Annotated in this window: 18 protein-coding genes; 8 read left to right on the top strand and 10 right to left on the bottom strand. The window is 67.1% G+C overall.

From position 1 onward, the window contains the following. Window positions 1-13: 13 nt before the first annotated feature. Window positions 14-1072 (bottom strand): fumarylacetoacetate hydrolase family protein, encoded by a 1059-nt coding sequence (locus tag EO141_RS07105; RefSeq protein WP_206514788.1) that lies wholly within the window; start codon window positions 1070-1072, stop codon window positions 14-16. Between the two features lie 308 nt (window positions 1073-1380). On the opposite strand from EO141_RS07105, the gene EO141_RS07095 reads away from it, so the two are divergent. Beyond that, entirely contained in the window at window positions 1381-2769 is a 1389-nt protein-coding gene (locus EO141_RS07095) for a DEAD/DEAH box helicase (RefSeq protein WP_104649381.1), read from the top strand. Window positions 2770-2916: 147 nt separating this feature from the next. Here the strand turns inward: EO141_RS07095 and EO141_RS07090 are convergent, their stop codons facing one another. Together EO141_RS07090 and EO141_RS07085 are read right to left on the bottom strand one after the other, a co-directional pair. After that, window positions 2917-5202, bottom strand: a complete 2286-nt coding sequence (locus EO141_RS07090) for a transferrin receptor-like dimerization domain-containing protein (protein WP_127168823.1) — start codon at window positions 5200-5202, stop codon at window positions 2917-2919. 108 nt (window positions 5203-5310) lie between these two features. Then, a complete protein-coding gene (locus EO141_RS07085; RefSeq protein ID WP_127168822.1) occupies window positions 5311-7932 on the bottom strand; it encodes a TonB-dependent receptor in 2622 nt (873 codons plus the stop codon). A 282-nt stretch (window positions 7933-8214) separates the two neighbouring features. Between EO141_RS07085 and queD the strand changes: the two genes are divergently transcribed. Beyond that, window positions 8215-8568, top strand: a complete 354-nt coding sequence (queD, locus tag EO141_RS07080; protein ID WP_039529685.1) for a 6-carboxytetrahydropterin synthase QueD — start codon at window positions 8215-8217, stop codon at window positions 8566-8568. Window positions 8569-8760: 192 nt separating this feature from the next. Further along, a complete protein-coding gene (locus EO141_RS07075) occupies window positions 8761-9096 on the top strand; it encodes a phasin family protein (RefSeq protein WP_104583276.1) in 336 nt (111 codons plus the stop codon). Window positions 9097-9411: 315 nt separating this feature from the next. Here the strand turns inward: EO141_RS07075 and bioD are convergent, their stop codons facing one another. After that, on the bottom strand, window positions 9412-10086 hold the full coding sequence (gene bioD, locus EO141_RS07070) for a dethiobiotin synthase (protein ID WP_127168821.1): 675 nt from the start codon (window positions 10084-10086) through the stop codon (window positions 9412-9414). 117 nt (window positions 10087-10203) lie between these two features. On the opposite strand from bioD, the gene EO141_RS07065 reads away from it, so the two are divergent. After that, a complete protein-coding gene (locus EO141_RS07065; protein ID WP_127168820.1) occupies window positions 10204-10686 on the top strand; it encodes a GAF domain-containing protein in 483 nt (160 codons plus the stop codon). Next, window positions 10683-11075 carry a TfoX/Sxy family protein gene (locus EO141_RS07060; RefSeq protein ID WP_104583274.1) on the top strand — a complete coding sequence of 131 codons (393 nt, stop codon included), beginning with the start codon at window positions 10683-10685 and terminating at the stop codon, window positions 11073-11075. The genes EO141_RS07065 and EO141_RS07060 overlap by 4 nt, the downstream gene beginning before the upstream one ends. 118 nt (window positions 11076-11193) lie before the next feature. Here the strand turns inward: EO141_RS07060 and EO141_RS07055 are convergent, their stop codons facing one another. From EO141_RS07055 to dinB, 4 genes are all read right to left on the bottom strand, one after another. After that, window positions 11194-12108, bottom strand: a complete 915-nt coding sequence (locus EO141_RS07055) for an alpha/beta hydrolase-fold protein (protein WP_127168870.1) — start codon at window positions 12106-12108, stop codon at window positions 11194-11196. A gap of 91 nt (window positions 12109-12199) precedes the next feature. Continuing rightward, window positions 12200-14443, bottom strand: coding sequence for a TonB-dependent siderophore receptor (locus tag EO141_RS07050; RefSeq protein ID WP_127168819.1), 2244 nt, complete (start codon window positions 14441-14443; stop codon window positions 12200-12202). Window positions 14444-14813: 370 nt separating this feature from the next. Next, window positions 14814-15494 (bottom strand): phosphoglycolate phosphatase, encoded by a 681-nt coding sequence (locus tag EO141_RS07045; RefSeq protein WP_104583323.1) that lies wholly within the window; start codon window positions 15492-15494, stop codon window positions 14814-14816. Window positions 15495-15676: 182 nt separating this feature from the next. Beyond that, on the bottom strand, window positions 15677-16756 hold the full coding sequence (gene dinB / locus EO141_RS07040; RefSeq protein ID WP_127168818.1) for a DNA polymerase IV: 1080 nt from the start codon (window positions 16754-16756) through the stop codon (window positions 15677-15679). 341 nt (window positions 16757-17097) lie between these two features. Between dinB and fabA the strand changes: the two genes are divergently transcribed. Together fabA and fabB are read left to right on the top strand one after the other, a co-directional pair. Continuing rightward, on the top strand, window positions 17098-17613 hold the full coding sequence (gene fabA, locus EO141_RS07030; protein ID WP_104649437.1) for a 3-hydroxyacyl-[acyl-carrier-protein] dehydratase FabA: 516 nt from the start codon (window positions 17098-17100) through the stop codon (window positions 17611-17613). Further along, window positions 17613-18821, top strand: coding sequence for a beta-ketoacyl-ACP synthase I (gene fabB / locus EO141_RS07025; RefSeq protein WP_104649373.1), 1209 nt, complete (start codon window positions 17613-17615; stop codon window positions 18819-18821). The genes fabA and fabB overlap by 1 nt, the downstream gene beginning before the upstream one ends. A gap of 111 nt (window positions 18822-18932) precedes the next feature. On the opposite strand, the gene EO141_RS07020 is transcribed toward fabB, so the two are convergent. Both EO141_RS07020 and EO141_RS07015 read right to left on the bottom strand, forming a co-directional pair. Beyond that, a complete protein-coding gene (locus tag EO141_RS07020; RefSeq protein ID WP_127168816.1) occupies window positions 18933-20957 on the bottom strand; it encodes a M3 family metallopeptidase in 2025 nt (674 codons plus the stop codon). 99 nt (window positions 20958-21056) lie between these two features. Next, the gene (locus tag EO141_RS07015) at window positions 21057-22160 is read right to left on the bottom strand and encodes a PLP-dependent cysteine synthase family protein (RefSeq protein WP_104583268.1); all 1104 of its coding nucleotides are present in this window, start codon (window positions 22158-22160) and stop codon (window positions 21057-21059) included. A gap of 132 nt (window positions 22161-22292) precedes the next feature. Here EO141_RS07015 and EO141_RS07010 point away from each other — a divergent pair, with 132 nt between their 5' ends. After that, the gene (locus EO141_RS07010) at window positions 22293-22694 is read left to right on the top strand and encodes a CopL family metal-binding regulatory protein (RefSeq protein WP_127168815.1); all 402 of its coding nucleotides are present in this window, start codon (window positions 22293-22295) and stop codon (window positions 22692-22694) included. Window positions 22695-22712: the final 18 nt, after the last annotated feature.

The following is a 22712-nucleotide window of genomic DNA, read 5'->3' as shown; positions in this document are numbered from 1 at the left end:
ACACGCGCCGATGTCATGGCAGCGGCTGACGTTCGACGCGTTGTTCGATCGCACCGAAGATGCTGGCGCCATCGGCGGCGACCATCTCGATCCGCACCACGTCGCCGAAGGACAGGAACGGCGTGCGCGGCGCGCCGTCGCGCAGGGTTTCCACCACGCGCTGTTCGGCAAAGCACGAGGCGCCCAGCGTGGTGTCCTGGTTGGCGATGGTGCCGGAGCCGACGATGGTGCCGGCCGACAGCGGCCGGGTCCTGGCGGCGTGGGCGATCAGCTGGGCGAAGTCGAACTGCATGTCGTTGCCGGCCTCCGGCGCGCCGAACCAGGCGCCATTGACGTGGGTGACCAGCGGCAGGTGCACCTTGTTGTCGCGCCAGGCCTCGTCCAGCTCATCGACGGTGACGAACACCGGCGACAGCGCCGAGCGCGGCTTGGATTGCAGAAAGCCAAAGCCCTTGGCGAGCTCGGCCGGAATCAGGTTGCGCAGCGACACGTCGTTGACCAGGCCGACCAGCTGGATATGCGCGGCGGCCTGCTCGGGCGAGGCGCCCATTGGCACATCGTCGGTGATCACCACGATTTCGGCTTCCAGGTCGATGCCGTGGTCTTCGCTGATCACCTTGATCGCATCGCGCGGGCCGTAGAACCCGGCGCTGGTGGCCTGGTACATCAGCGGGTCGGTGTAGAAGCTCTCCGGCACCTCGGCGTTGCGCGCGCGGCGCACGCGCTCCACGTGCGGCAGGTAGGCGCTGCCGTCGACGAATTCGTAGGCGCGCGGCAACGGTGCGGCCAGCGCCTGCAGATCCAGATCGAACACGCCATCGGCGCTGCCCTCGTTGAGCGAGGCCGACAAGGCATTCAGGCGCGGCGCGACATTGCTCCAGTCTTCCAGCGCGCGTTGCAGCGTCGGCGCGATGCCGGTGGCGCGGACCGCGGTGCGCAGGTCGCGCGCGACCACGATCAGGCTGCCATCGCGGCCGCCTTCCTTCAGGGAACCTAGCTTCATGACCGTCCAATGCTGTGGCTGATCGGTCGATTGTACGGCCTGCCACAAGGGTGGTTGCACCTGAAACAACTGACCCGTGGCCCAACCGGGGAACTGGCCTTTTGTGCAGCGCGCCAAACGCGCGTACACTGGCCCGGTCTGCATGCGGCCGTCCGTTTCCCTTAGGGACAGCCGGCGAGGCCAGGATCGATCGATCCGCTCGCCCGCCCCACCCGACGCCTTTCGTGGTGCCGACAAACCCATCGTTCCTTGATTGGGTTGTTCCACCATCTCGCAGCGCGGTTCACGGGAACGCTCCGAGCCTCACCTTTTTGCATCTGCAATGCGTTTGCGCTCCGGGCCTGTCCTGGTGGCGACGCTTTACTTGGAGCTTCCTGATGTCTTTTGAATCCCTGGGCCTGGCGCCCTTCCTGCTGCGCGCGTTGGCCGAGCAGGGCTACGAAACCCCCACTGCGATCCAGCAGCAGGCGATCCCGCTGGTGCTGGCAGGCCACGACCTGCTGGCCGGCGCACAGACCGGTACCGGCAAGACCGCCGCGTTCGGCCTGCCGCTGCTGCAGCACCTGGGCACCAGCCCGCAGCCGGTCAACGGCCCGCGCAAGCCGCGCGCGCTGATCCTGACCCCCACCCGCGAGCTGGCCACCCAGGTGCACGACAGCCTGCGCGGCTACAGCAAGTACCTGCGCATCCCGAGCGCGGTGATCTACGGCGGCGTGGGCATGGGCAACCAGCTGGACACGCTGCGTCGTGGCGTGGACCTGCTGATCGCCTGCCCGGGCCGGCTGATCGACCATATCGAGCGTCGCAGCGTGGACCTGTCCGGCATCGAAGTGCTGATCCTGGACGAAGCCGATCGCATGCTCGACATGGGCTTTTTGCCCTCGATCAAGCGCATCCTGACCAAGCTGCCGCGCCAGGACCGCCAGACCCTGCTGTTCTCGGCCACCTTCGAAGAGAACATCAAGCAGCTGGCGCTGGAGTTCATGCGCAACCCGATGCAGATCCAGGTCACCCCGAGCAATACCGTGGCCGAGAGCATCACCCACCGCGTGCACCCGGTCGATGGCGCGCGCAAGCGCGACCTGCTGCTGCACCTGCTGGCGCAGGACAGCCGCGAGCAGACCCTGGTGTTCGCCCGCACCAAGCATGGCAGCGACAAGCTGGCGCTGTTCCTGGAAAAGTCCGGCATCAAGACCGCGGCGATCCACGGCAACAAGAGCCAGGGCCAGCGCATGCGTGCGCTGAGCGACTTCAAGGCCGGCCGCGTGACCGTGCTGGTGGCCACCGATATCGCCGCGCGCGGCATCGACATCGACCAGCTGCCCAAGGTCATCAACTACGACCTGCCGATGGTGGCCGAGGATTATGTGCACCGCATCGGCCGCACCGGCCGTAACGGCTCCACCGGCGAGGCGATCTCGCTGGTGGCGCAGGACGAAGCCAAGCTGCTGCGCCAGATCGTGCGCATGCTGGGCCGCGATGTGGAAATCCGCGACGTGCCGGGCTACGAGCCGCAGACCCCGATCCGTTGGGGCAATAGCGCGCCGGGGCGTGCCGAGCAGCCGGGCGGCGATCGCGCGCCGCGCAAGAGCCACGCCCGTCGTCCGCATGGCGATGCACCGCGTCAGGCGCATGCGCATGCCGGCCCGAAGAAGCCCGGTGGCCAGCGCAGCAGCGGCCCGCGTCAGGCCGGTGTTGCTGCCGGTGCCGGCGCAGGCCGTCGCGATGGCGGCCGTGGCGGTCAGCGTCCGGGCGGCACGCGCTGAAAATTCTGCGCGCCGGCACGACCGGCGCCCAGGTCTGCGTTGCACTGAAAAAGCCGCCCCTCGGGGCGGCTTTTTTTGTGGGCACGGCGCAGGCGATGCGGTACGAACAGGACTGCGCGTAAACACCCGACGCAGTCCGTCACGTCCCTAACCCTCGATCAACGCCGTATTGCGATCGATCGCCTCGCGATACCGATCCAGCACCGCGGCGGTCTGCACGATGTAGGCGCTCAGATCCTCCCAGCGCCGGTCTTCCAGCGCTTCGCGGATGCCGGGCAGGGTCTTGACCTCGTAGCCGGTGGCCAGGCCGGGGGCGTAGATCAGGTTGCGGTACCACGGCCGCCCCGGCAGACCGCCTTCGGCCAGCAGGGTCTGGTCGATGCGCTGCAGCGAGGCATTGAGCTTGCCGCGCACGCGTGCATCCAACGCGCCGCCGCGCGATGCCAGCGCATCGTCATAGCGCTTGGCGCTGGCCTGCAGGCGGGCAATGGCCTGATCCAGTGCAGCGAAGTCGATCTGCGGCACCGCGGCTTTCGGCTCGGGGGCGCGTTGCGGCCGGTTCGGGTTGTCGACAGCCGCATAGGCGCCGGCCTGCAACAACTCGGCCTGGGTGCGTGCGGCAGTGCGGTCGCTGTCGGCCTGCTGCTTGAGCTCCTGCGCGTAGCCGGCCACCGCGTCGGCGAAGTCGCCGAAGCGCTGCGGCAACACCGGCGCGTTGGCCACGCGCAGCACCGTGCGGCCGACCGTCTGCGACAACAGCGGCAGATAGCTGAAATCCGGGTCGATATAGCGCGCGAAATAATCGTAGGAGTCGTACAGCGAGTGATAGACACCGCTGCCGCCGCCCTGCCCGCCATAGCCCAGATCCAGCGTCGCCAGCCCCAGATGCTGCAGGAACGGGCTGTAGTCGCTGCCCGAACCGAGCGCCTTGAGCGGCACATCGCCGCCGGCCGCGACCTGCCTGGCGATGTCCTTCTGCGCCGGCTTGGCGGTGGCCGCCAGCGCATCGATACGGGCGCGGGCGCGTTGCCGTTCGAGCACGCTCACGCCGCTGTCGGGATCGCGCAGGTCCGCCGCCACGCCGTTGACCATGCGCTGCAGCGCATGGCTGCCGCCGGCATTGAGAAAGCCGCGCCCGTTGCCGTCGGTGTTGACGTACAGCACCGCCTTGCGGCGCAGTTCGTCGGCGTGCTGTTCGGCCCATTCGGTGGAGCCGAGCAGGCCGGCCTCCTCGCCGTCCCAACTGGCGTAGACGAGCGTGCGCTTGGGGCGCTGCCCCTGCCTGGCCAGCTCGCCGATCGCCTTGGCTTCGGCCAGCAAGGCGGTGGTACCCGAGAGCGGATCGGCCGCACCGAACACCCAGCCGTCGCGGTGATTGCCGCGCACCACCCACTGGTCCGGATACTCGCTGCCACGCAGGGTGGCGATGACGTTGTAGATGGTCTTGCTGCCCCACTCCGCGTCCACCTTGAGATGCACGCGCGCGGTGTCGTCGCCGCCGATGCGGTAGGTGATCGGCAGCGCGCCACGCCAGTCCTCCGGTGCCACCGGCCCACCCAGCGCGGCCAGCAAGGGCTGCGCGTCGCCCCAACTGATCGGCAGGGTCGGGATCTTCAACACGCTGCCGGCCTGGTCGATCTTCAGGCGTTTGGCGCCCTTGCTGGCGCCGACGCCCGGGGTCAGCGGATCGCCGGGATAGATCGCGAAATTGGCAACCGAGCCGCGCTGCACGCTCCATTGATTGCGCGCCGGGCCATCCGGATACGCCCGATCCTGGAAATAGCCGTCGTCGCGCGGATCGGAATAGATGATCGCCCCGATTGCGCCATGCTCCTGCGCCAGCCGCGGCTTGAGCCCGCGCCAACCCTTGCCGTAGCGGGCGATGACGATCTTGCCGCGCACATCCACGCCGTTGCGCGCCAGCGCTTCGTAGTCTTCGGCGATGCCGTAATTGACGTAGACCAGATCGCCGGTGACATCGCCGTTGCCGCCGTAGATCACATACGGCGGCAGCACGTTCTCGGTCTGGGTGGAGGTGCTGTCGCCCGGCAGCGGCGGCTCCTTCAGACGCGCGACATACGGCTTGGCCCCGAGCAATTCCAGCTGCGAGCTCCTGGGCGAGGGCCACAGCACCTGGAAGGTTTCGATGCGCGCATCCCAACCGTAGCCGCGCAGGCGGTTTTGCAGATCGCGGGCGTTCTCCAGGTTGTGCGGCGCGCCAACGTGATTGGGCGCCGACGACCATTGCTTCAACCAGCCGCGATAATCGGCATCCTTCAGGCCGCTATCGAAACGCGCTTCCAGCGCGCGCTGCGCCTGTGCGGCAGCGGCGTCGTAACCCGGCAGCGCGACGGGTTGGGCCGCAGGTTGGGCGGCGAGGCAAGGTGCGACAAAGGCCAGGGCGAGCAGCCAGGCATGCGGCGAAGATGTCATCGGAGTTCCTTGGAAAGTGTCCGGGGGCGAACGGCGATTGGGTTGAGACAGCACGCTGGAGTACGCACGCACCATCGCACGGGCGTGCATGGGCCGTGCGTATGCCGGTCAGAATCGATAGTCCAGGCCCACGGTGAAGTAACGCCCGCGCAGGTCGTACTGGGTAAAGTCATAAGGCGCACGAATGCCCGGGAACGAGGCATCGACCGGTGGCTGCTTGTCGGCCAGGTTCTCGATCTTGGCGTACAAGGTCAGCTTGTCGATGCCGGTGTAACCCAGATACAGGTCGAACTGGTTGTAGTCGCCCACGCGCGACTGCACGGCAGTGGCCGCGGCGCTGGCCTTCTGGTCGTAGCCGCCGGTGTAATACCAGGTCAGTGCGGCGCTGACGGTGCCCAGGTTCCAGTCCAGCGTGGTGGTGGCTTTGTTGCGTGGCAGCGACGGGCCGAGATTGCTGCCGGCGTAATCCTGCAACGGGCCACCGACCACGGTGGGGCGGCGGTAATCGCGCACATGGGTGTAGGCGGTATTGAGGCCGAAGTTGCCGGCCGCCTCGGTGCGCCAGCGCTGGCGCAGTTCGACATCGATCCCCGAGGTCGTCAGCTCGCTGAGGTTCTGGTAGCGGTTGTACACCGCCACCAGCGTGCCGCGCTCGTTGCGGATCACGTCGGCCGGGTCGTTGTTCTGCACGATGGTGGCGTTGTTGCCGGTGCCGACCAGATTCTCCAGCTCGATCTTGTACCAGTCCACGCTCAGGCTGGTGTCGGCCCATGGCGACAGCACCACGCCGAGGTTGTAGCTGCGCGTGCGCTCGGGTTCGAGCGCGGTGTTGCCGACGGTGAAGAAGGTCGGGTTCTGGCGCGAGCCCGGCACGTCCGGATCGAACGGGTCGACCACCGAGCCGTAGGAAATATTGGTGCTGGCCGCATTCTCCGACAACGATGGTGCGCGAAATCCGCGCGAGGCGGCCGCGCGCACCAGCACGGCGTCCAGTGGTTGCCAGCGCAGGCTGGCCTTGGGCGAAAACGCCTCGCCAAAATCGCTGTAATGATCGCCGCGCCCGGCAAGCTGCAGTTCCAGCGACTGCAGCAGCGGCAGGTTGACCTCGGCATACAGCGCCGACACCCTGCGCTCGCCATCCACCGCGGCAATGGCAGGGCGGATCTGCAGACCCTGGTCGATCTGCCAGGGATTGCGCGAGACCAGCTCCTCCTGCCGCCACTCGGCGCCGGCGGCGAACCCGACGCTCCCGGCCGGCAGCTCGAACAGGTTGCCGGACACCTTGGCATCGACGCCGCGCAAGGTCGATTGCGCAGGGCGCAGCGTGCTGAGGTTGATGCCGTCGATCACCGACTGCGGCGTGGCCGACGGGTCGAGCAGGTTGTAGCTGCCGTCGGCCAGCGCCTGCGCCAGGGTGAAGCGATTGGCGAAACCGCCGGAGACGGTCTCATGCTCGGTGCTGCGCGCGGCGAATGCTGCCGCCTCCCAATCCCAGCGCTCGGTCTTGCCGCGCACGCCGCCGAGAAAGCGGTAGGACTGCGAGCGATTGGTTTTGAGCGTCTGGCCCAGGTCGAAGAAGGTGTATTCGATCGGCACCGCGCTGCCGTACGGGTTGTACGGGCTGGAGGCCGGCAGCAGGTTGGACACCGGCTCGGCCAGCCCGCTGGTGGCATTCAATGCAAAGCGGCCGCCCTCCAGGGTGAAATACGGGCTGGAGCCGAAGATCGACACGCCCTTGACCTCGCTGTAGAGCGCCTCGCCGAAGGCTTCGACGGTGTCGCTGAGGCGAAAGGTTGCGTTGGTGTAGGCCTGATAGCGCTTGGTCGAGGGGATCAGCGTGGTGAACGGGGCCTGGTTGAAGCCACAGGTGTCGCCGGCCAGGCCGTCGATCGGTGCGCTGGCGGTGAGCACAGTCCCGGCGGGGCAGTTGCCTTGCGCATCCAGCATCGGCACCGAGCGGCCACCGACCAGGTAACGGGCGCCCTTGGCCGACCAGCCGTTCCAGCGCCCGCCGGGCAGGTCGGTGTAGATGCCCGAGCGGGTCAGCGCGCGCTGGTCCTGATCCAGCCGATCGCGGTTGTAGGCGTCGAAACTGAAAAGGATGTTGTAGCCGTCGCTATCCAGGTCGCCGACGCCGCCGATGAACTTGGCACGCTGGGTGTCCATGCCGCCCTGATCGGAGCTGCCGCCGCTCACGCCCAGCTCGGCACCCTGGAAATCCTGCCGGGTGATGATGTTGACCACGCCGGCCACCGCATCGGAGCCGTATACGGCGGAGGCACCGTCCTTGAGCACCTCGATGCGTTCCACCGCCACCAGCGGCAGCGCATTGAGGTTGACGAAGGTGTCGCCCAGGCCATTGGCAGGAAAGCCGTAGTTGGCCAGGCGGCGTCCGTTGAGCAGCACCAGCGTGTTCTTCTGCGACAGCCCGCGCAGGCCGATGCCCGCCGAGCCGGACGCCCACCCGTTGTTGGTGGTTTCGTTGGTGGCGTTGCCGGTGTTGGCCGAGATCGAGCGCAGCGCGTCGGCCACGGTGACCTTGCCGGACTGCTCCAGCTGCTGGCGGTCGATCACCTGCACCGGGTTCGGGCCTTCGCTATCGGTGCGCTTGATGTTGGAGCCGGTGACGCTGACGGTGGCCAGGGTCTTGCCCGCGCCGGGTGTCGCGTCATCGGCATGGGCGAGGGGAATCAGCGCGGACAGAACGGCAGCGGACAGCAGATAAGGCATCGGGCGCTTCACGCACGGCCTCCATGAATGGGGGGTGTTGCAGTGGGCCACGCGCAATCGATTAACAAAAATTACAGATCTGCATAGAGATATGACGCGCGGTGACACACGCCGCTGGCCGGACGCGGCAGAGCGCGCGTCGGACTTGTGCGGCCGATCGGGTGTGGCGCTCCAGCGCGGTGCGGCCAACCCATGTTGTGGATGCCACGCGGGCGCGCCAGTCCGTTGTGTCGCCGCGCTCGGGGCAGCCCGGTAGGCACCAGCGCACTTACAATGGCGCGCATGGATATCTTCAAAGTCTTTACGCTCGAAGCCGCGCATCGGCTTCCCAATGTGCCGCCTGGCCACAAGTGCGCCCGTTTGCACGGGCATTCGTTCCGGGTCGAGCTGCATGTCAGCGGCGAACCCGGTGCCGAGACCGGCTGGATCATGGATTTCGGCGACATCAAGGCCGCCTTCCAACCGATCTACGACCGCCTGGACCACCATTACCTCAACGACATCGAGGGGCTGGAAAACCCGACCAGCGAGCGGCTGGCGATCTGGATCTGGAACCAGCTCAAGCCGGCGCTGCCGCAGTTGAGCGAGATCGTGGTGCACGAAACCTGCACCTCCGGCTGCCGCTATCGCGGCTGATCACGTAGCGCAGTCTGTGACCCAAGGCCGCCTCCCGGGCGGCCTTGCCATTTCTGCGGCACGGATAATTGATTGATTCCACGCCATTTTCCAGGCGATTTCGGAAATTTTCAGCAAACGTGTTGCATCGCAGCAATATCCGGGTATGCTGCAACGCAACAAACGGTCACGGCTTTCCCCGAGGGGTTCGCAATGTCGGCGCAGTTCGAAAACAGCTTCACCAGTCAGTTCGCCTCTGTCGCAGCACGTGCCAACCAGTTGGCATTGGACACGCTGGAGCAGAACGTCAACGCAACCACCACGTTTTTCGGTGAGTTTGCGCAGGCACGCGACCTGGGTGCCTACCAGACGCTCTGGCCAAAAGGCTTGCAACTGGCCCGCGACAACCTGGAACGCCTGGCTTCGGCCAATCAGGAAGTGGTCGGGATGGGATTGAAGATGTCCAGCGAGCTTGGACAGTTTGCAAAGCAGCAGTTCGACACCGGCAGCGAACAGGCCGGCGCAACAGGCAAGAACCGGCGCAGGTAACGGCCGCCAACATTCAGCGTCTTTGCATGGGTCCCTCCCCCCATGCAATCCGGCCCGACAGATCCCTCCCTCTGTCGGGCTTTTTTATTGTTTTCTGTGCGGGCGTCTTCGATCCAGCACCGGCATGCGGGCCGCCGCAGTCAGCGTACCGGAGCCGGGTGCACGGGAACGACGGCGTACCGCCCATTTGCCGGAAGTGCAGGCGCGGCGAGCTCAAGCACGGCCCTGATCTCTGCGACAGCGCGCGCGCGGGCCGCAGCCCAGGCCGATGAAGAGCCTGTCCGCAACAGCAGAACATGCAATGACCGCCTCTAACTAGACTGGCAGCTGCAGCCCTTGCGCCTGGCGGGCGGCGTCGGCATCGGGTGCCCAGCGGATCCGGCCCCAGCACGGCATCGCCAGGCGCTGGTGCAGCATGCCGATGTTCTCCTCGATGCGCTCCATCTGCGGGTCGATCTCGTTGGCGATCCAGCCGATGCAGTCCAGCCCGTCGGCGGCGATCGCCGCAGCGGTCAGGCGCGCGTGATTGATGCAGCCCAGCCGGACGCCGACCACCAGCACCACGGGCAGCGTGAGCGCGCGCACCAGGTCGGCCTGGTCCAGCTCGGCACTCAAGGGCGCGGCCCAGCCGCCGACACCTTCCACCACCACCACCTCGGCCTGCGCGCGCAGTTGCGCGAAGGCCTGGGCGATCGGCTCCAGCGCCAGGGTCACACCGACATCGGCGGCAGCCAGTTCCGGTGCCAGTGGTGCCGGCAAGGCATAGGGATTGAGGGTGGCGTAGTCGGGTTGCGGGGCGCTGGCCGCCTGCAGCGCCAGCGCGTCCTCGTTGCGCCAGCCCTGCGGTGTGTTCTCGCAACCGCTGGCCACCGGCTTCATGCCCACCGCCGTGCGGCCTTGCGCGCGCAGTGCGTGCAGCAGCGCGGTGCTGGCCATGGTCTTGCCGATGCCGGTGTCGGTGCCGGTGACATACAACGCCGGAAGCTGCATGCGTGTGTTCCTGCGGCCGCGCCGCGGTTGCCGTGGGGGCGCGCAGCATAGCGTGCGGATCCGAACGCGCGGCTGAGTCGCAATGCCGCTGCGGACGGCCGCTGCTAAACTTCGGCCATGTTCGCCACCTCTTCGCTGACCGGCAGCAAGCCGGAACAATACGCCCAGCTCACCGCCCAGGCCCAGGCACTGGTGCACGGCGAGCCGGATCGGATCGCCAATGCCGCCAACCTGGCTGCGCTGATCTTCAATTCGCTACCGTCGCTCAACTGGGCCGGCTTCTATTTCTACGACGGCCGCGAGCTGGTGGTGGGGCCGTTCCAGGGCTTGCCGGCCTGCGTGCGCATTCCGCTGGACAAGGGCGTGTGCGGCGCGGCCGCCAGCACCCGGCAGAGTCAGCGTATTGCCGACGTGGATGCCTTCCCCGGGCATATCGCCTGCGATTCGGCCTCGCGCTCGGAGCTGGTGATCCCGCTGGTCAAGGGCGATGTGCTGATCGGCGTGCTGGATCTGGACAGCCCGGAGCTGGATCGCTTCGACGCCGACGATCAGCGCGGCCTGGAAGCCATTGTGCAGGTCTTTGTCGGCGCGCTGACGTGACCACCGAACGGCTGCGCAACATCGGCCCGAAAAGTGCAGCGTGGCTGCGCCAGGTCGGCCTGCGCACGCAGCAGGATCTGCAGGCGGTAGGCGCGGTGGGCGCATTCGTCAAGGTGCGCCGCGCCGGCTTCAAGCCCAGTCTCAACCTGCTGTATTCGCTGGAAGGCGCGTTGACCGACTGCCATTGGCAGGACGTGCCGGAGGCGCGCCGACATGCCTTGCTGGCCGAATACGAAGCGGCGAGCGCGCTGTTGCCGGTACGCGGCCGCGCGGTCGCCGGGCCGGTGGAAACCGTGCACTACGCACGTGCCGACAACGACGACACGCATGGCGACCTGATCGAGGCTGCCGACGACGCTGCGGACCTGGGCCAGACGCACGACGACTGAGCGCCTGTGCCGGGTGGCCGCCGCCGCATGCGTGCGGCGCCAGCGCTGCGATCGGCGAGAGCGCACCTGTTGATGCCCAGCGCGGCGTCGCTTCGATCGCCTGCTCGATGGAGTGTCGTCAACGCGCCGCTGCAGCTTGTAACGTTGGCGCAAGCGATGCGCCCAACGTCTGACCATGGCTGAGGCCTGGCAGCGGTCGGTACTCGGCGGTGAGGCCCGGTAACGCCGACAGCAGCGCTACGAGATGCTGTGCGGCCTGCGGATCTGCACGCGGCCGCCCCGGACGATCGGGTCTTGCAGGGTTCGCCGGTGCTCCGCCCTCGCCTGCCAGCAGCGTCAGACGACGCGTGGCTTGCTGTATGTCTGCCGAGGCGTCCCGGGCTTGCTCGACCACTCGCTGCGCCTGCTGGACGATAAACCCATCGCCCCACCACAGCGACGGATCGACCGCGACGTAGTGCTGGAACAGCTGCGGCTGCGTCAGCACTACCTGCAGCACGAACAGCCCGCCATACGAATGGCCCCAGAGCGTCTGCCGCTGACGATCCACCGCCACGCGCGCTTCCACCTGCGGGCGAATACGTGTGGCGATCAGCTGCGTGAACGCCGCCGCACCGCCGGTCCTGCGCTGCGGATTCAGCGGATCGGTTTCCACCCGCCCGTCGCCGTAGCGCGCAGGCGTGTAGTCCAGGCTGCGCCCCACCGCATCGATGCGCAACGCGCTGTCGTCGGCGATGAACACCAGCACCGGCGCATCGCCGTGGGTGGACAGGCTGTCGAGCAGGCGCTCATCCAGTTCCATCAATGCCGCATTGCCATCCAGCAGATACACCACCGGATATCCCGCCGCCGGTGGCACGGCTTTGGGGGTGGCAATGCGCACGCGGTAATGGCGTTGGCCATCGGCCGAATCCAGGCGCAATGCGCTGAAGACATACGAGGCACTGGGGCGATCGGCGACAGTGCTGCCGATCGTGCGGCTCAGGTCCGGCTGTGCGAAAGCCGGCACCGTGCCGACGATCCACGTCAGCACGCCGGCACAGGCAAGCCACCAGGAATCACGTCGCGTCACTGCATGTTCTCCTCGTCGTGCGCCCACGTTCGCGCGCGCTGCCGCATTGCTGTCAGAAACCGAAACTCAGGCTCGCCCAATACGCGCGACCGGGCTCGTTGTAGGTAGCTGCACCCGCTGCACCGCTGGTGTTGTTGGTGCCTTCGCGGAACAGACGGGTGTCGAACAGGTTGTCCACACCGACGCCCACGCTGACCTTGCGGGTGATGCGGTAACGCGCACTGACGCCCCACAGATCGTAGGGGTCGCGCGAGTCGGGGGCGATGGCACCGCCGCTGGTGCTCGATTGCGTGGCCGACTCCTGCTTGCCGTAGAAGGTGCCGGTGAGCAGCAACGACAAGGCCTGGGTCGGTTGCCAATCCAGCGTGGTGTTGACCGTGTATTCCGGGATCACCGACAGCGGCTGATCGGTGGCGGTGTTCTTGTTCTCGATCATGTAGGTGACATTGGTATTCCACTTCAACACGCGGCCCTGCTCGCCCAGCAGCGGCAGGGTGAGATTGCCTTCCACCCCCTGCACGATCGCTTCCGATGCGTTGGTCCACTGGAACACCTGCCCGCGCCGGTCGACCGTGACCCCGACCGGCACCATCCCGGCGACGATCTTGTCGTCGTAGGCATTGTGGAAGTACGTCAGCGAGGCATGGTGACCGGTCTGCGGCGCCCACTCGACGCCGATTTCCTTGTTGATGCTGGTCTCCGGATCGAGATCGTCGTTGCCCTGGATATAGCAGCCCGAGCCGAGATTGGGGAACAGCACCGGGCAGCCATTGCCGCGCGTGTAATACAGATAATTGGCGTTGGACTGGTACAGGTTGGGTGCCTTGAAGGCGCGCGCGATGCCGCCCTTGAGCAACCAGTCTTCGCTGAGCTTGTACTGCACGTTGAGGCTGGGGCTGAGGTTGTTGCCGAACTGGCTGTGGTGGTCCAGCCGCACACCCGGCGTCAGCGTCAGCCGCTCGCTGGCGTAGATGTTGTCTTCCAGATACACCGCGCTGAGCGTGGCCTCGCTGCGCGGGCTGCGCGTCCCGTTGGGAAGGCCGGGGAAACCACCACCGGCACTCACCATCTGCGACATCGAATACGCATCGCTGAGGCGGCTCTGGCGGCGCTCGAAGCCCAGCGTCAGCACCTGCTCGGCCCAGGCCTGCAGCGGCAGGTTGAACTCGCCATCGATATTGAGATTGTCGAGCGTGGCGGTGGAGTTGAGCAGGCTGGCGGCAATGGAGCCTTCCGGCCCGCCGGCCAGGCCTTCGTTGAGGCGGGTGTTGTCGGTGCCCTCATAGGCGGCGGTGAGGCGCGAGGTGCCGAGCGCCCAGGTGCCGCGATGGGTCAGCGAGGCGGTGCGGCGGATCATGGTGTTGGTTTCGCTGCCGAACAAGGCGCCCAGGTCGGCACCGGCCAGGCCATCGGCGCTGACCGCACGATCGCCGGCATACAGATTGCCCTGGCGACTGACGCCGGCATCGAGTTCGATCACCTGGCCTTCCATCGGATCCCAGCGCAGCAGGCCGTTGATGTCCTTGTTGCGCACGCCCTCGCGCCCGGCCGGCGGCACCGCAGCGGCACTGCTGGCAAAGCGGCGATTGAGCTCCAGCGAATCCGGATCGGTCTTGTTGAGGTTTCCATACAGGCGGAAGGAGAACGTATCGCTCAGCGGTCCGCTGAGCTGGAAGCCGGCACGCTGGCCGCCGCCTTCGGCACCGTGCTGCGGCACCAGGCCGAATAGGCTCATCGAGCCGGTCAGATCGCCGGTGGGCTTCTTGGTGATGATGTTGACCACGCCGCCGGAGGCACCGGAGCCATAACGTGCCGCCGCCGGGCCGCGCAGCACTTCGATGCGCTCCACCGCTTCGGCCGGTACCCAGTTGGTGTCGCCGCGCGTATTGCGCTCGCCGCTGCGGCCCATGCGCACCGCATCGCGCGATCCCACCGGTTTGCCATCGACCAGAATCAGCGTGTTTTCCGGGCCCATGCCGCGCAGGTCGATCTGGCGATTGTTGCCGTACTGGCCGGAGGCACTGTTGCCGGTGAGGTTGACGCCCGGCATGGTGCGCAGCAACTGCGACAGATCGTTGACCGGCGGACGCCGTTCGATGTCCTCGGCGGTGATGACCGATGACCCCAGGGCCTGGCGGGCGATCTGCGCGGCGGTGACGTGCACGGTGTCCAGCGACTGCGGCTCGGCCGCGGCGTCTTCGGCCGATGCGCTGCAGATGCCGCTGCCACAGCCAAGCGCAATGGCCAGCACCAGCTGACGGTGGGACAACACGGGACGACGTGCAGACGCAGACATCCATGACCGGCGTGATGCGGACATTCTCAAACCTCTCGACAGGCGATGGACCTCTGGCGACGGCTTGAGGTGATACGTGGGGGAGGCTGCGTGCAGCAGGCGCATGATGTGCTTGCCAGGCGCTGACGCAGTCAAAGTTGTCCGGACATTCTACACGGATGCGATTCATTCTCAAATGGAACGAACGCGCTAGCGGAGCGGCATGCGGCACTGGCGGAACCAGAGCAGCGCTTTGTCGCAAGGCGTTGCGCACCATTGCAGACAGGTGCGCATGCCGGCTGGCTTACGCTGCCGGTCTCAGGCCTGCGACGTTGATCCAGGGCGGCAAGCCGAGCGCGGCATTGCTGCTGCAAGCCATGCTGGACGCAGTCTACACCCGGTGCCGATCCCCTTGCGCGTTCTGCTTCAAGGCAAGCAGCTCGCGCATGTCATCCATGATCGCCACCGCCCCGGCGCTGTGCACATCGAAGCCGCGCAGATAGCCGTAACGCACCATCGCCAGCGGCATCGCCGCGGCGTTTGCCGCCGCCGCATCGGTGGCCGAATCGCCGACCATCAGGCACTGCTGCGGGGTGAGCCGGAACTGGCTGGCCAGGTGCAGCAGCGGCGCCGCATCGGGTTTGCGCTGCGGCAGCGAATCGCCACCGAGCACGCTGCTGAAATGCGCAGCGATACCAAGATGCTCCAGCAGCGGCGCGATGAAGCGCGCGGGCTTGTTGGTGCACAACGCCAGCGTGGCACCGGCCTGGCGCAGGCCGGCCAATGCCTCGGCAACACCGGGATAGAGCTGCGGGTTGTGCAGCAGGCTGGCCTGGTAGTGACGCATCATCACCGGCATCTCGGTATCAGCATCGTGCGTGCCGCCGGCTTCGCGCAAGGCGGTGGCGAGCAGCACGTGCACTCCTTCACCGATCCAGCTGCGGATCGTCGCCTCGCTGAACTGCTGCAGCCCGAGTTCCTGCAAGGTGGCATTGAGCGCTTCGGCGATATTGGGTGCGCTGTCCACCAGCGTGCCATCCAGGTCGAAGATCACCAGCGGATACGGAAACATGCGCACAGTCTCGTTGGGGGAGCGGCCTGCAGTGTACGAGCGACGGGATTCAGGGCGCGTCACCGTGGCGCACTGCGGATGCTCAATGCAGGCGCCGATGCAGGTGCGCATGCGCGCGTGGTTGCCGTCATCGCTGCACGCTGCACGCCACGTCCGCAGCAACGCGGGTACGGCACGCGCACTCACTGTGCCTGCGGCATCTCGCCGAACAACTCGCCCTGCACCGCGCCCGCTTCCGCGTCGCTGAAACCGCTCAAGCCCACACCGACCAGGCGATAGCGCGTGTCGTCGGGCAACTCCACGCGCCGGGTCAGCGCCAGCGCGATCTCCGCCAATACCTCCAGCGAAGCCGGTGGCTGATCCGGCGTGTAGGAACGGGTCAGGATGCGAAAGTTGGAAGTCTTCAACTTGAGCACCACGGTGCGCCCGATACGCTCGGTGCGGCGCGTGGCCAGCCAGGTCTTCTCGGCCAGGCGCAGGATGTGCGGATCCAGTGCCTCCAGTGCGATGTCCTCGCTGAAGGTATCTTCCGAAGACACCGACTGCACCTCCTGGTCCGGCTCGACCGGGCGTTCGTCGATGCCGCGCGCGCGCCGGTACAGGCTCTGCCCGAAGCTGCCGAAATGGGCCTGCAGTTCTTCCAGGGGGCGCAGCCGCAGATCGGCCACGGTGACGATGCCCAACGCTGCCAGCTTGCCGTCCATCACCTTGCCCACGCCGGGAATGCGGTTGACCGGCAGAGGCAGCAGGAACGCATCCACGCGACTGGGCGCGATGACGAACTGCCCATCGGGCTTGCGCCAGTCCGAGGCGATCTTGGCCAGGAACTTGTTCGGTGCGATGCCGGCCGATGCGGTGAGCCGGGTTTCCTCGCGGATCTGGGTGCGGATCAGCTGCGCGATTTCGGTGGCCAGCTGCATGCCGGTCTTGGCCTGCGTGACGTCCAGGTAGGCTTCGTCCAGGGACAGCGGCTCGACCAGGTCGGTGTGGCGATGAAAGATCTCGCGCACCTGCCGCGACACCGCCTTGTAGCGCGCGAAATCCGGCGGCACGAACACCGCATCTGGACACAGGCGCTCGGCACGCAGCGCCGGCATGGCCGAACGAATGCCATAGGTGCGCGCTTCGTACGAGGCCGCGCACACCACCGAGCGCGCACCGCGCCAGGCCACCACCACCGGCTTGCCGCGCAGCGATGGGTCGTCACGTTGCTCCACGGACGCGTAGAACGCATCCATGTCCACGTGCACGATCTTGCGCATCAAGCTGGCATCTCTCCGAAAGCGTACCGGCAATGATAAATCAGCCGCGTCTCACGCCTTGCGCCGGGTCAGGGCGTCAGCCCGGGCGCGAACGGACGCAAGCGTCGGCAGGACGCGCAGCTGCGTCTTTTTCCCAGCGTCCCGCCCCGAGTACGCACGCCTGACCGCGCTTGGCCGGAGGCCGTCGCCTGCGCTCGCTAGTGTCGGCACAACGCGCTTGCCGCACTGCGCGCGCGGCTGAAAACAGCACGCATGCGTACGGATAAAACGTTTGATTGAACCGCGCGCCCTCATGCACCCTTGCCCGCCTCGCCTTTCGCTTCTTGCAGGAAACGTTCGTCATGACTCGTCAAAGTGCGTACTCGCGCGACCAGCTGCTGGCCAGCGCGCGCGGGGAATTGTTCGGGCCCGACAGTGCCCGCCTGCCCAACGATCCGATGCTGATGTTCGACCGCATCACCGAGATCAGCGACAGCGGCGGCGCGCACGGCAAGGGCGTGATCCGCGCCGAACTCGACGTGCGCCCGGACCTGTGGTTCTTCGGCTGCCATTTCATCGACGACCCGGTGATGCCCGGCTGCCTGGGCCTGGACGCGATGTGGCAGCTGACCGGCTTCTTCCTCACCTGGATCGGTGCCGCAGGCCGCGGCCGCGCACTGGGCTGCGGCGAGGTCAAGTTCACCGGCCAGGTGTTGCCCAGCGCCAAACTGGTCAGTTACGAAATCGATGTCAGCCGCGTGATCAACCGCAAGCTGGTGATGGCGCAGAGCGATGCACGCATGCTGGTGGACGGGCGCGAAATCTACACGGCCAACGACCTGCGCGTGGGCATGTTCACCTCAACGGAGAATTTCTGATGCGTCGTGTCGTCGTCACCGGAATGGGCATCACGTCCTGTCTGGGCAATGATCTGGACACCGTCTCCAGCGCCTTGCGCGAGAGCCGCTCGGGCATCACCGCATTGCCCGATCATGCCGAGGCCGGCCTGCGCAGCCAGGTGGGCGGCGCGGTGGCGCTGGATCTGGACAGCCTGATCGACCGCAAGCTCAAACGCTTCATGGGCGATGCCTCGGCCTACGCCTATCTGGCCATGCGCGATGCGATCGCCGATGCCGGACTGGATGCCGAGCAGGTCAGCGACCTGCGCACCGGCCTGATTGCCGGCTCCGGTGGCGGGTCCAGCCAGTGGCAGGTGGAAACCGCCGATCTGCTGCGCAACCGCGGCGTGCGCAAGGTCGGCCCGTACATGGTGCCGCGCACGATGTGCTCGTCGGTCTCGGCCTCGTTGGCAACCGCGTTCAAGATCCGCGGCCTGAGCTATTCGCTGTCGGCGGCCTGCGCGACCTCGGCGCATTGCATTGGTGCGGCCGCCGATCTGATCCGGCATGGCGCGCAGGATGTGATGTTCGCCGGCGGCGGCGAAGAACTGCACTGGACCATGAGCGTGATGTTCGATGCGATGGGCGCGTTGTCCACCGGCTTCAACGACCGCCCGGCGGTGGCCTCGCGCCCCTACGATGCGCAGCGCGATGGCTTCGTCATCGGCAGCGGCGGTGGCATGCTGGTGCTGGAGGACTACGACCACGCCATCGCGCGCGGCGCGCACATCCACGCCGAATTGCTCGGTTATGGCGTGACCTCCGATGGCGCCGACATGGTCGCGCCCAGCGGCGAAGGTGCGGTGCGCTGCATGCACATGGCCATGCACGGCCTGACGCAGCCGATCGACTACCTCAACACCCATGGCACCTCCACGCCACTGGGCGATGTCACCGAACTGGGCGCGGTGCGCGAGGTGTTCGGCGACAACGTGCCGCCGCTGTCCTCGACCAAGGCGCTGTCCGGCCATTCGCTGGGCGCCGCCAGCGTGCACGAGGCGATCTACAGCCTGCTGATGCTGCGTGACGGCTTCATGGCCGGCTCGGCGCATATCGACGAACTCGACCCGCGCGCCGAAGGCTTCCCGATCCTGCGGCAGACCCGTGACGCCACGTTGAATACGGTGATGTCCAACAGCTTCGGCTTCGGCGGCACCAACGCGGCGCTGGTGTTCGGCCGGGTGTAGTGGCACGGCGCAAGGCGCCGCGCGGAACCGGGATTTGGGGGGCGGTGTGCCGAGAGCGCGCGCTTGGCACTCCCCGCTCCCGATCCCCCACTCCCGATCCCCTATCCCGGCTCAGCCGGCCATGCCGCTATGCCGCAACAGCGCATCGATGCTCGGCGCGCGCCCACGGAAGGCGCGGAAGTTGTCGGCCGCGCTGCGGCTGCCGCCACGCGACAACACTTCATGGCGAAAACGCGCGCCGGTGTCGGCCACCTGCTCGGGCGCTTCTTCGAAGGCGGCGTAGGCATCGGCGCTGAGCACTTCGGCCCACTTGTAGCTGTAGTAACCGGCCGCGTAACCGCCAGCGAAGATGTGGCTGAACTGGTGCGGGAAGCGATTCCATGCCGGCGGGCGGTTGACCGCCACCTCGTCGCGCACGCGCTCGATCAGCTGCAGCACGTTGTCCTGGGTCGGGTCGAAGCTGCTGTGCAGCTGCATGTCGAACAACGCGAACTCCAGCTGGCGCACGGTGAACATGCCGCTCTGGAAATTACGCGCGGCCAGCAGCCGATCGAACAGGTTGCGCGGCAGCGGCTCGCCGGTCTGCACGTGCGCGGTCATCGCCTGCACGCGCTCCCATTCCCAGCAGAAGTTCTCCATGAACTGGCTGGGCAGTTCCACCGCGTCCCATTCCACGCCGTTGATGCCGGCCACGCCCAGTTCGCCGATGCGCGTGAGCAACTGATGCAGGCCGTGGCCCATTTCATGGAACAGCGTGGTGACTTCGCCATGCCGGAACGTGGCCGGGGCATCGCCACTGCCGCGGCCGAAGTTGCACACCAGATACACCAGCGGCGTCTGCACGCCATTGGCGGTGTCGCGGCGGTTGCGGCAATCGTCCATCCATGCGCCGCCCCGCTTGCCTTCGCGCGCGTACAGGTCCAGGTAGAACTGGCCGACCAGCGCGCCCTGCGCATCTTCCAGGCGATAGAAGCGCACGTCCTCATGCCAGACCGGCGCACGATCGAGCTTGACGGTCAGGCCATACAGGCTGTGGATCACATCGAACAGGCCGGCCAGCACCTTCGGCTCGGTGAAGTACTGCTTCACCTCCTGCTCGGAGAAGCTGTAGCGCGCCTGCTTGAGTTTTTCGCTGGCGTAGGCCAGATCCCAGGCCTGCAGTTCGTCCAGGCCCAGCGCATCGCGTGCAAAGGTTTCGAGTTCGGCGCGATCGCGTTGCGCATACGGCTTGGCGCGCACCGCCAGATCGCGCAGGAAGCCCATCACTTCGTCCGGGCTTTGCGCCATCTTGGTGGCGACCGAATACTCCGCGTAACTGGCAAACCCGAGCAGCTGCGCCAGCTCGGCGCGCAGGGCCAGAATACGATCGATATTGGCGCTGTTGTCCAGCGCCGCATCGCCGAACTCGGAGGCGCGCTCGGCGTTGGCGCGATACAGCCGCGCGCGCAGTTCGCGATTGTCCGCATCGGTCTGCACCGGCAGGTAGCACGGCATCTGCAAGGTGAGCTTCCAGCCCGGCACGCCGTCCTTTTCGGCAGCGGCGCGTGCCGCGGCGACCACTTCGGCGGGCAGGCCGGACAGCTCGCTTTCGTCTTCGCTCACGTACGACCATGCATCGGTGGCATCGAGCACGTTCTGCGAAAACTTGGCGGCCAGCGCGGACAGTTCTTCCTGGACCTGCGCAAACCGGGCCTTGGACGCGTCATCCAGCTCGGCACCGCCGAGGCGGAAATCGCGCAGCGCGTTTTCCAGCACCTTGCGCCGCGCGGCGTCGTAGTGCGCCGCTTCCGGCGCGTCGGCCAGCGCCTTGTACTGCGCGTACAGCGCCAGGTTCTGCGCCAGCGCACTGCCGAAGCGGCTGAGCTTGGGCAGGTTGCTGTTGTAGGCCTCGCGCAGTTCCGGCGTGTTGACCACCGCCTGCAGATGGCCGACCTGGCCCCAGGCGCGCCACAGCCGCTCGGTGGCATCGTCCAGCGGCACCACGAAGCTGTCCCAGCTGACCGGGCTGACCTGCTCGGCCGCTTTCACTGCGGCCTCGGCGTCGGCCAGCAGTTGATCGATCGCCGGGCCCACGTGCTCGGGGCGGATCGCATCGAAGGACGGCAGTCCGGACAGGTCGAGCAGCGGGTTGGTCATGGGGCGCTCCGGCAGTGGACTGGATCAGGAATCAGGATGAGGTGCTGGCAGAGGTTGCGATACGCAACGGTTTTGCCGGCGGCGTGCAGGATATGGCGGTCATTCCAGCGCTGCACAAGGCAGCGCCGGCAAGTCGCCGCCGTTGACGGCGATGGCAATGGCCGCATCGCTGTCGGTGACGTCGATCTCGCGCGCCGCGTACCAGGCCGGGTCGTAGTAGCTGTGCGCGTAGCGCTCGCCGGCATCGCACAGGATGGTGACGATGGAGCCGCTGCGGCCGGCCTGGCGCATGCGCTGGGCGGCCTGCAGCACGCCGACGAAGTTGGTGCCGGTGGAACCACCGACGCGGCGGCCGAGCGTGGCGCTGACATGGCGCATCGCCGCCAGGCTCAGGGCGTCGGGCACCTTGATCATCATGTCCACGCAGCTGGCGATGAAGCTGGACTCCACCCGCGGGCGGCCGATGCCTTCGATGCGCGAGCCGCCGGTGATGGCCAGCTCCTTGGGGCACTGCCCGTCCACCGCGCGGCAATAACCGTCGAAGAACACCGACACTTCCGGGTCGGCGCACAGGATGCGGGTGGCATGGCGCCGATAGCGCACATAGCGGCCCAGCGTGGCGCTGGTGCCGCCGGTGCCGGGGCTGCAGACGATCCAGTCGGGAATCGGATGCGGCTCCTCGGCCAGCTGCTTGAAGATCGATTCGGCGATGTTGTTGTTGGCACGCCAGTCGGTGGCGCGCTCGGCGTAGGTGAACTGGTCCATGAAATGGCCGCCGGTCTCGCGTGCGAGCTGGTGCGAGGCACTGTCCAGATCGCAGGCACGTTCGACCAGGTGGCAGCGGCCGCCCTGGAACTGGATCGCGGCGATCTTTTCCGGCGAGGTCGACGCCGGCATCACCGCGATGAAGGGCACACCCAGCAGCCGCGCGAAATAGGCCTCGGAGATGGCGGTCGAGCCACTGGACGCCTCGATCACCGGCCGCCCCGCACGCAGCCAGCCGTTGGTCAGCGCATACAAAAACAGCGAGCGCGCCAGCCGGTGCTTGAGGCTGCCGGTCGGGTGGCTGGACTCGTCCTTGAAATACAGGTCGATGCCCGGAAAGCCCGGCAGGTCCATCGGAATCAGATGGGTGTCGGCCGAACGGTTGAAATCGGCCTCGATCTTCTGGATGGCGGCGGCCACCCACTGGCGCTGCGACATGGCAGGACTGTGCGGCGAAGGAAGCCCCAATTCTACCGCTGCCTGGCGCGCGGCCACGGCGGGCGGGTCATCGGGCGGACAGCTGGGCGCCGGTGCTATGCTGGCCGCACCTGTCCGCCGCCCTGACTGCCCGTGCTGCGTTGCCTGCTCCGCCTGCTGCTGTGCCTGTGCCTGGTTGCCAATACGGCCACCGGCGCCTGGGCGTCGGTGGGCATGGCGCTGCCGGCCATGGCCTCGGCCCAGGCGGCGTCGGCCGCAGCGATGGCGCACGCGGCGATGCCGGCCGCGTTGCCGTGCCATGAGGACACGCAGCCACCCGTTGCGGCGCATACCCCGGACCAGGCCAGGCACGCGCACGCGGCCGACTGCTGCAAGCTGGGCAGCTGCGACTGCCTGCAGCACTGCAGCCTCGCCCTGCTGACCCTGCCTGCGGTGCCCGCCGGCCTGCCTGGCCGCCCCACCCTGCCTGCCACCCTGGCCGAAGGGCGCGGCAGCCCGGTGCCCGAGCAACCGGTTCGACCTCCCATCGCCTGAGCGCTGACGGCCTTGGCC

This window comes from Xanthomonas sp. BRIP62415 (genome assembly GCF_003993515.1).
GTDB classification, from domain to species: Bacteria; Pseudomonadota; Gammaproteobacteria; order Xanthomonadales; family Xanthomonadaceae; genus Xanthomonas; species Xanthomonas euroxanthea.
This window is presented reverse-complemented; position numbering and strand designations above follow the sequence as displayed.

Excerpts from the sequence above, each read along its gene's own strand:
- EO141_RS07095 (WP_104649381.1), top strand. The coding sequence starts at position 1,381 with ATGTCTTTTGAATCCCTGGGCCTGGCGCCCTTCCTGCTGCGCGCGTTG.
- EO141_RS07090 (WP_127168823.1), bottom strand. The coding sequence starts at position 5,202 with ATGACATCTTCGCCGCATGCCTGGCTGCTCGCCCTGGCCTTTGTCGCA.
- EO141_RS07085 (WP_127168822.1), bottom strand. The coding sequence starts at position 7,932 with ATGCCTTATCTGCTGTCCGCTGCCGTTCTGTCCGCGCTGATTCCCCTC.
- queD (WP_039529685.1), top strand. The coding sequence starts at position 8,215 with ATGGATATCTTCAAAGTCTTTACGCTCGAAGCCGCGCATCGGCTTCCC.
- EO141_RS07075 (WP_104583276.1), top strand. The coding sequence starts at position 8,761 with ATGTCGGCGCAGTTCGAAAACAGCTTCACCAGTCAGTTCGCCTCTGTC.
- bioD (WP_127168821.1), bottom strand. The coding sequence starts at position 10,086 with ATGCAGCTTCCGGCGTTGTATGTCACCGGCACCGACACCGGCATCGGC.
- EO141_RS07065 (WP_127168820.1), top strand. The coding sequence starts at position 10,204 with ATGTTCGCCACCTCTTCGCTGACCGGCAGCAAGCCGGAACAATACGCC.
- EO141_RS07050 (WP_127168819.1), bottom strand. The coding sequence starts at position 14,443 with ATGTCTGCGTCTGCACGTCGTCCCGTGTTGTCCCACCGTCAGCTGGTG.
- EO141_RS07045 (WP_104583323.1), bottom strand. The coding sequence starts at position 15,494 with ATGTTTCCGTATCCGCTGGTGATCTTCGACCTGGATGGCACGCTGGTG.
- dinB (WP_127168818.1), bottom strand. The coding sequence starts at position 16,756 with ATGCGCAAGATCGTGCACGTGGACATGGATGCGTTCTACGCGTCCGTG.
- fabA (WP_104649437.1), top strand. The coding sequence starts at position 17,098 with ATGACTCGTCAAAGTGCGTACTCGCGCGACCAGCTGCTGGCCAGCGCG.
- fabB (WP_104649373.1), top strand. The coding sequence starts at position 17,613 with ATGCGTCGTGTCGTCGTCACCGGAATGGGCATCACGTCCTGTCTGGGC.
- EO141_RS07020 (WP_127168816.1), bottom strand. The coding sequence starts at position 20,957 with ATGACCAACCCGCTGCTCGACCTGTCCGGACTGCCGTCCTTCGATGCG.
- EO141_RS07015 (WP_104583268.1), bottom strand. The coding sequence starts at position 22,160 with ATGTCGCAGCGCCAGTGGGTGGCCGCCGCCATCCAGAAGATCGAGGCC.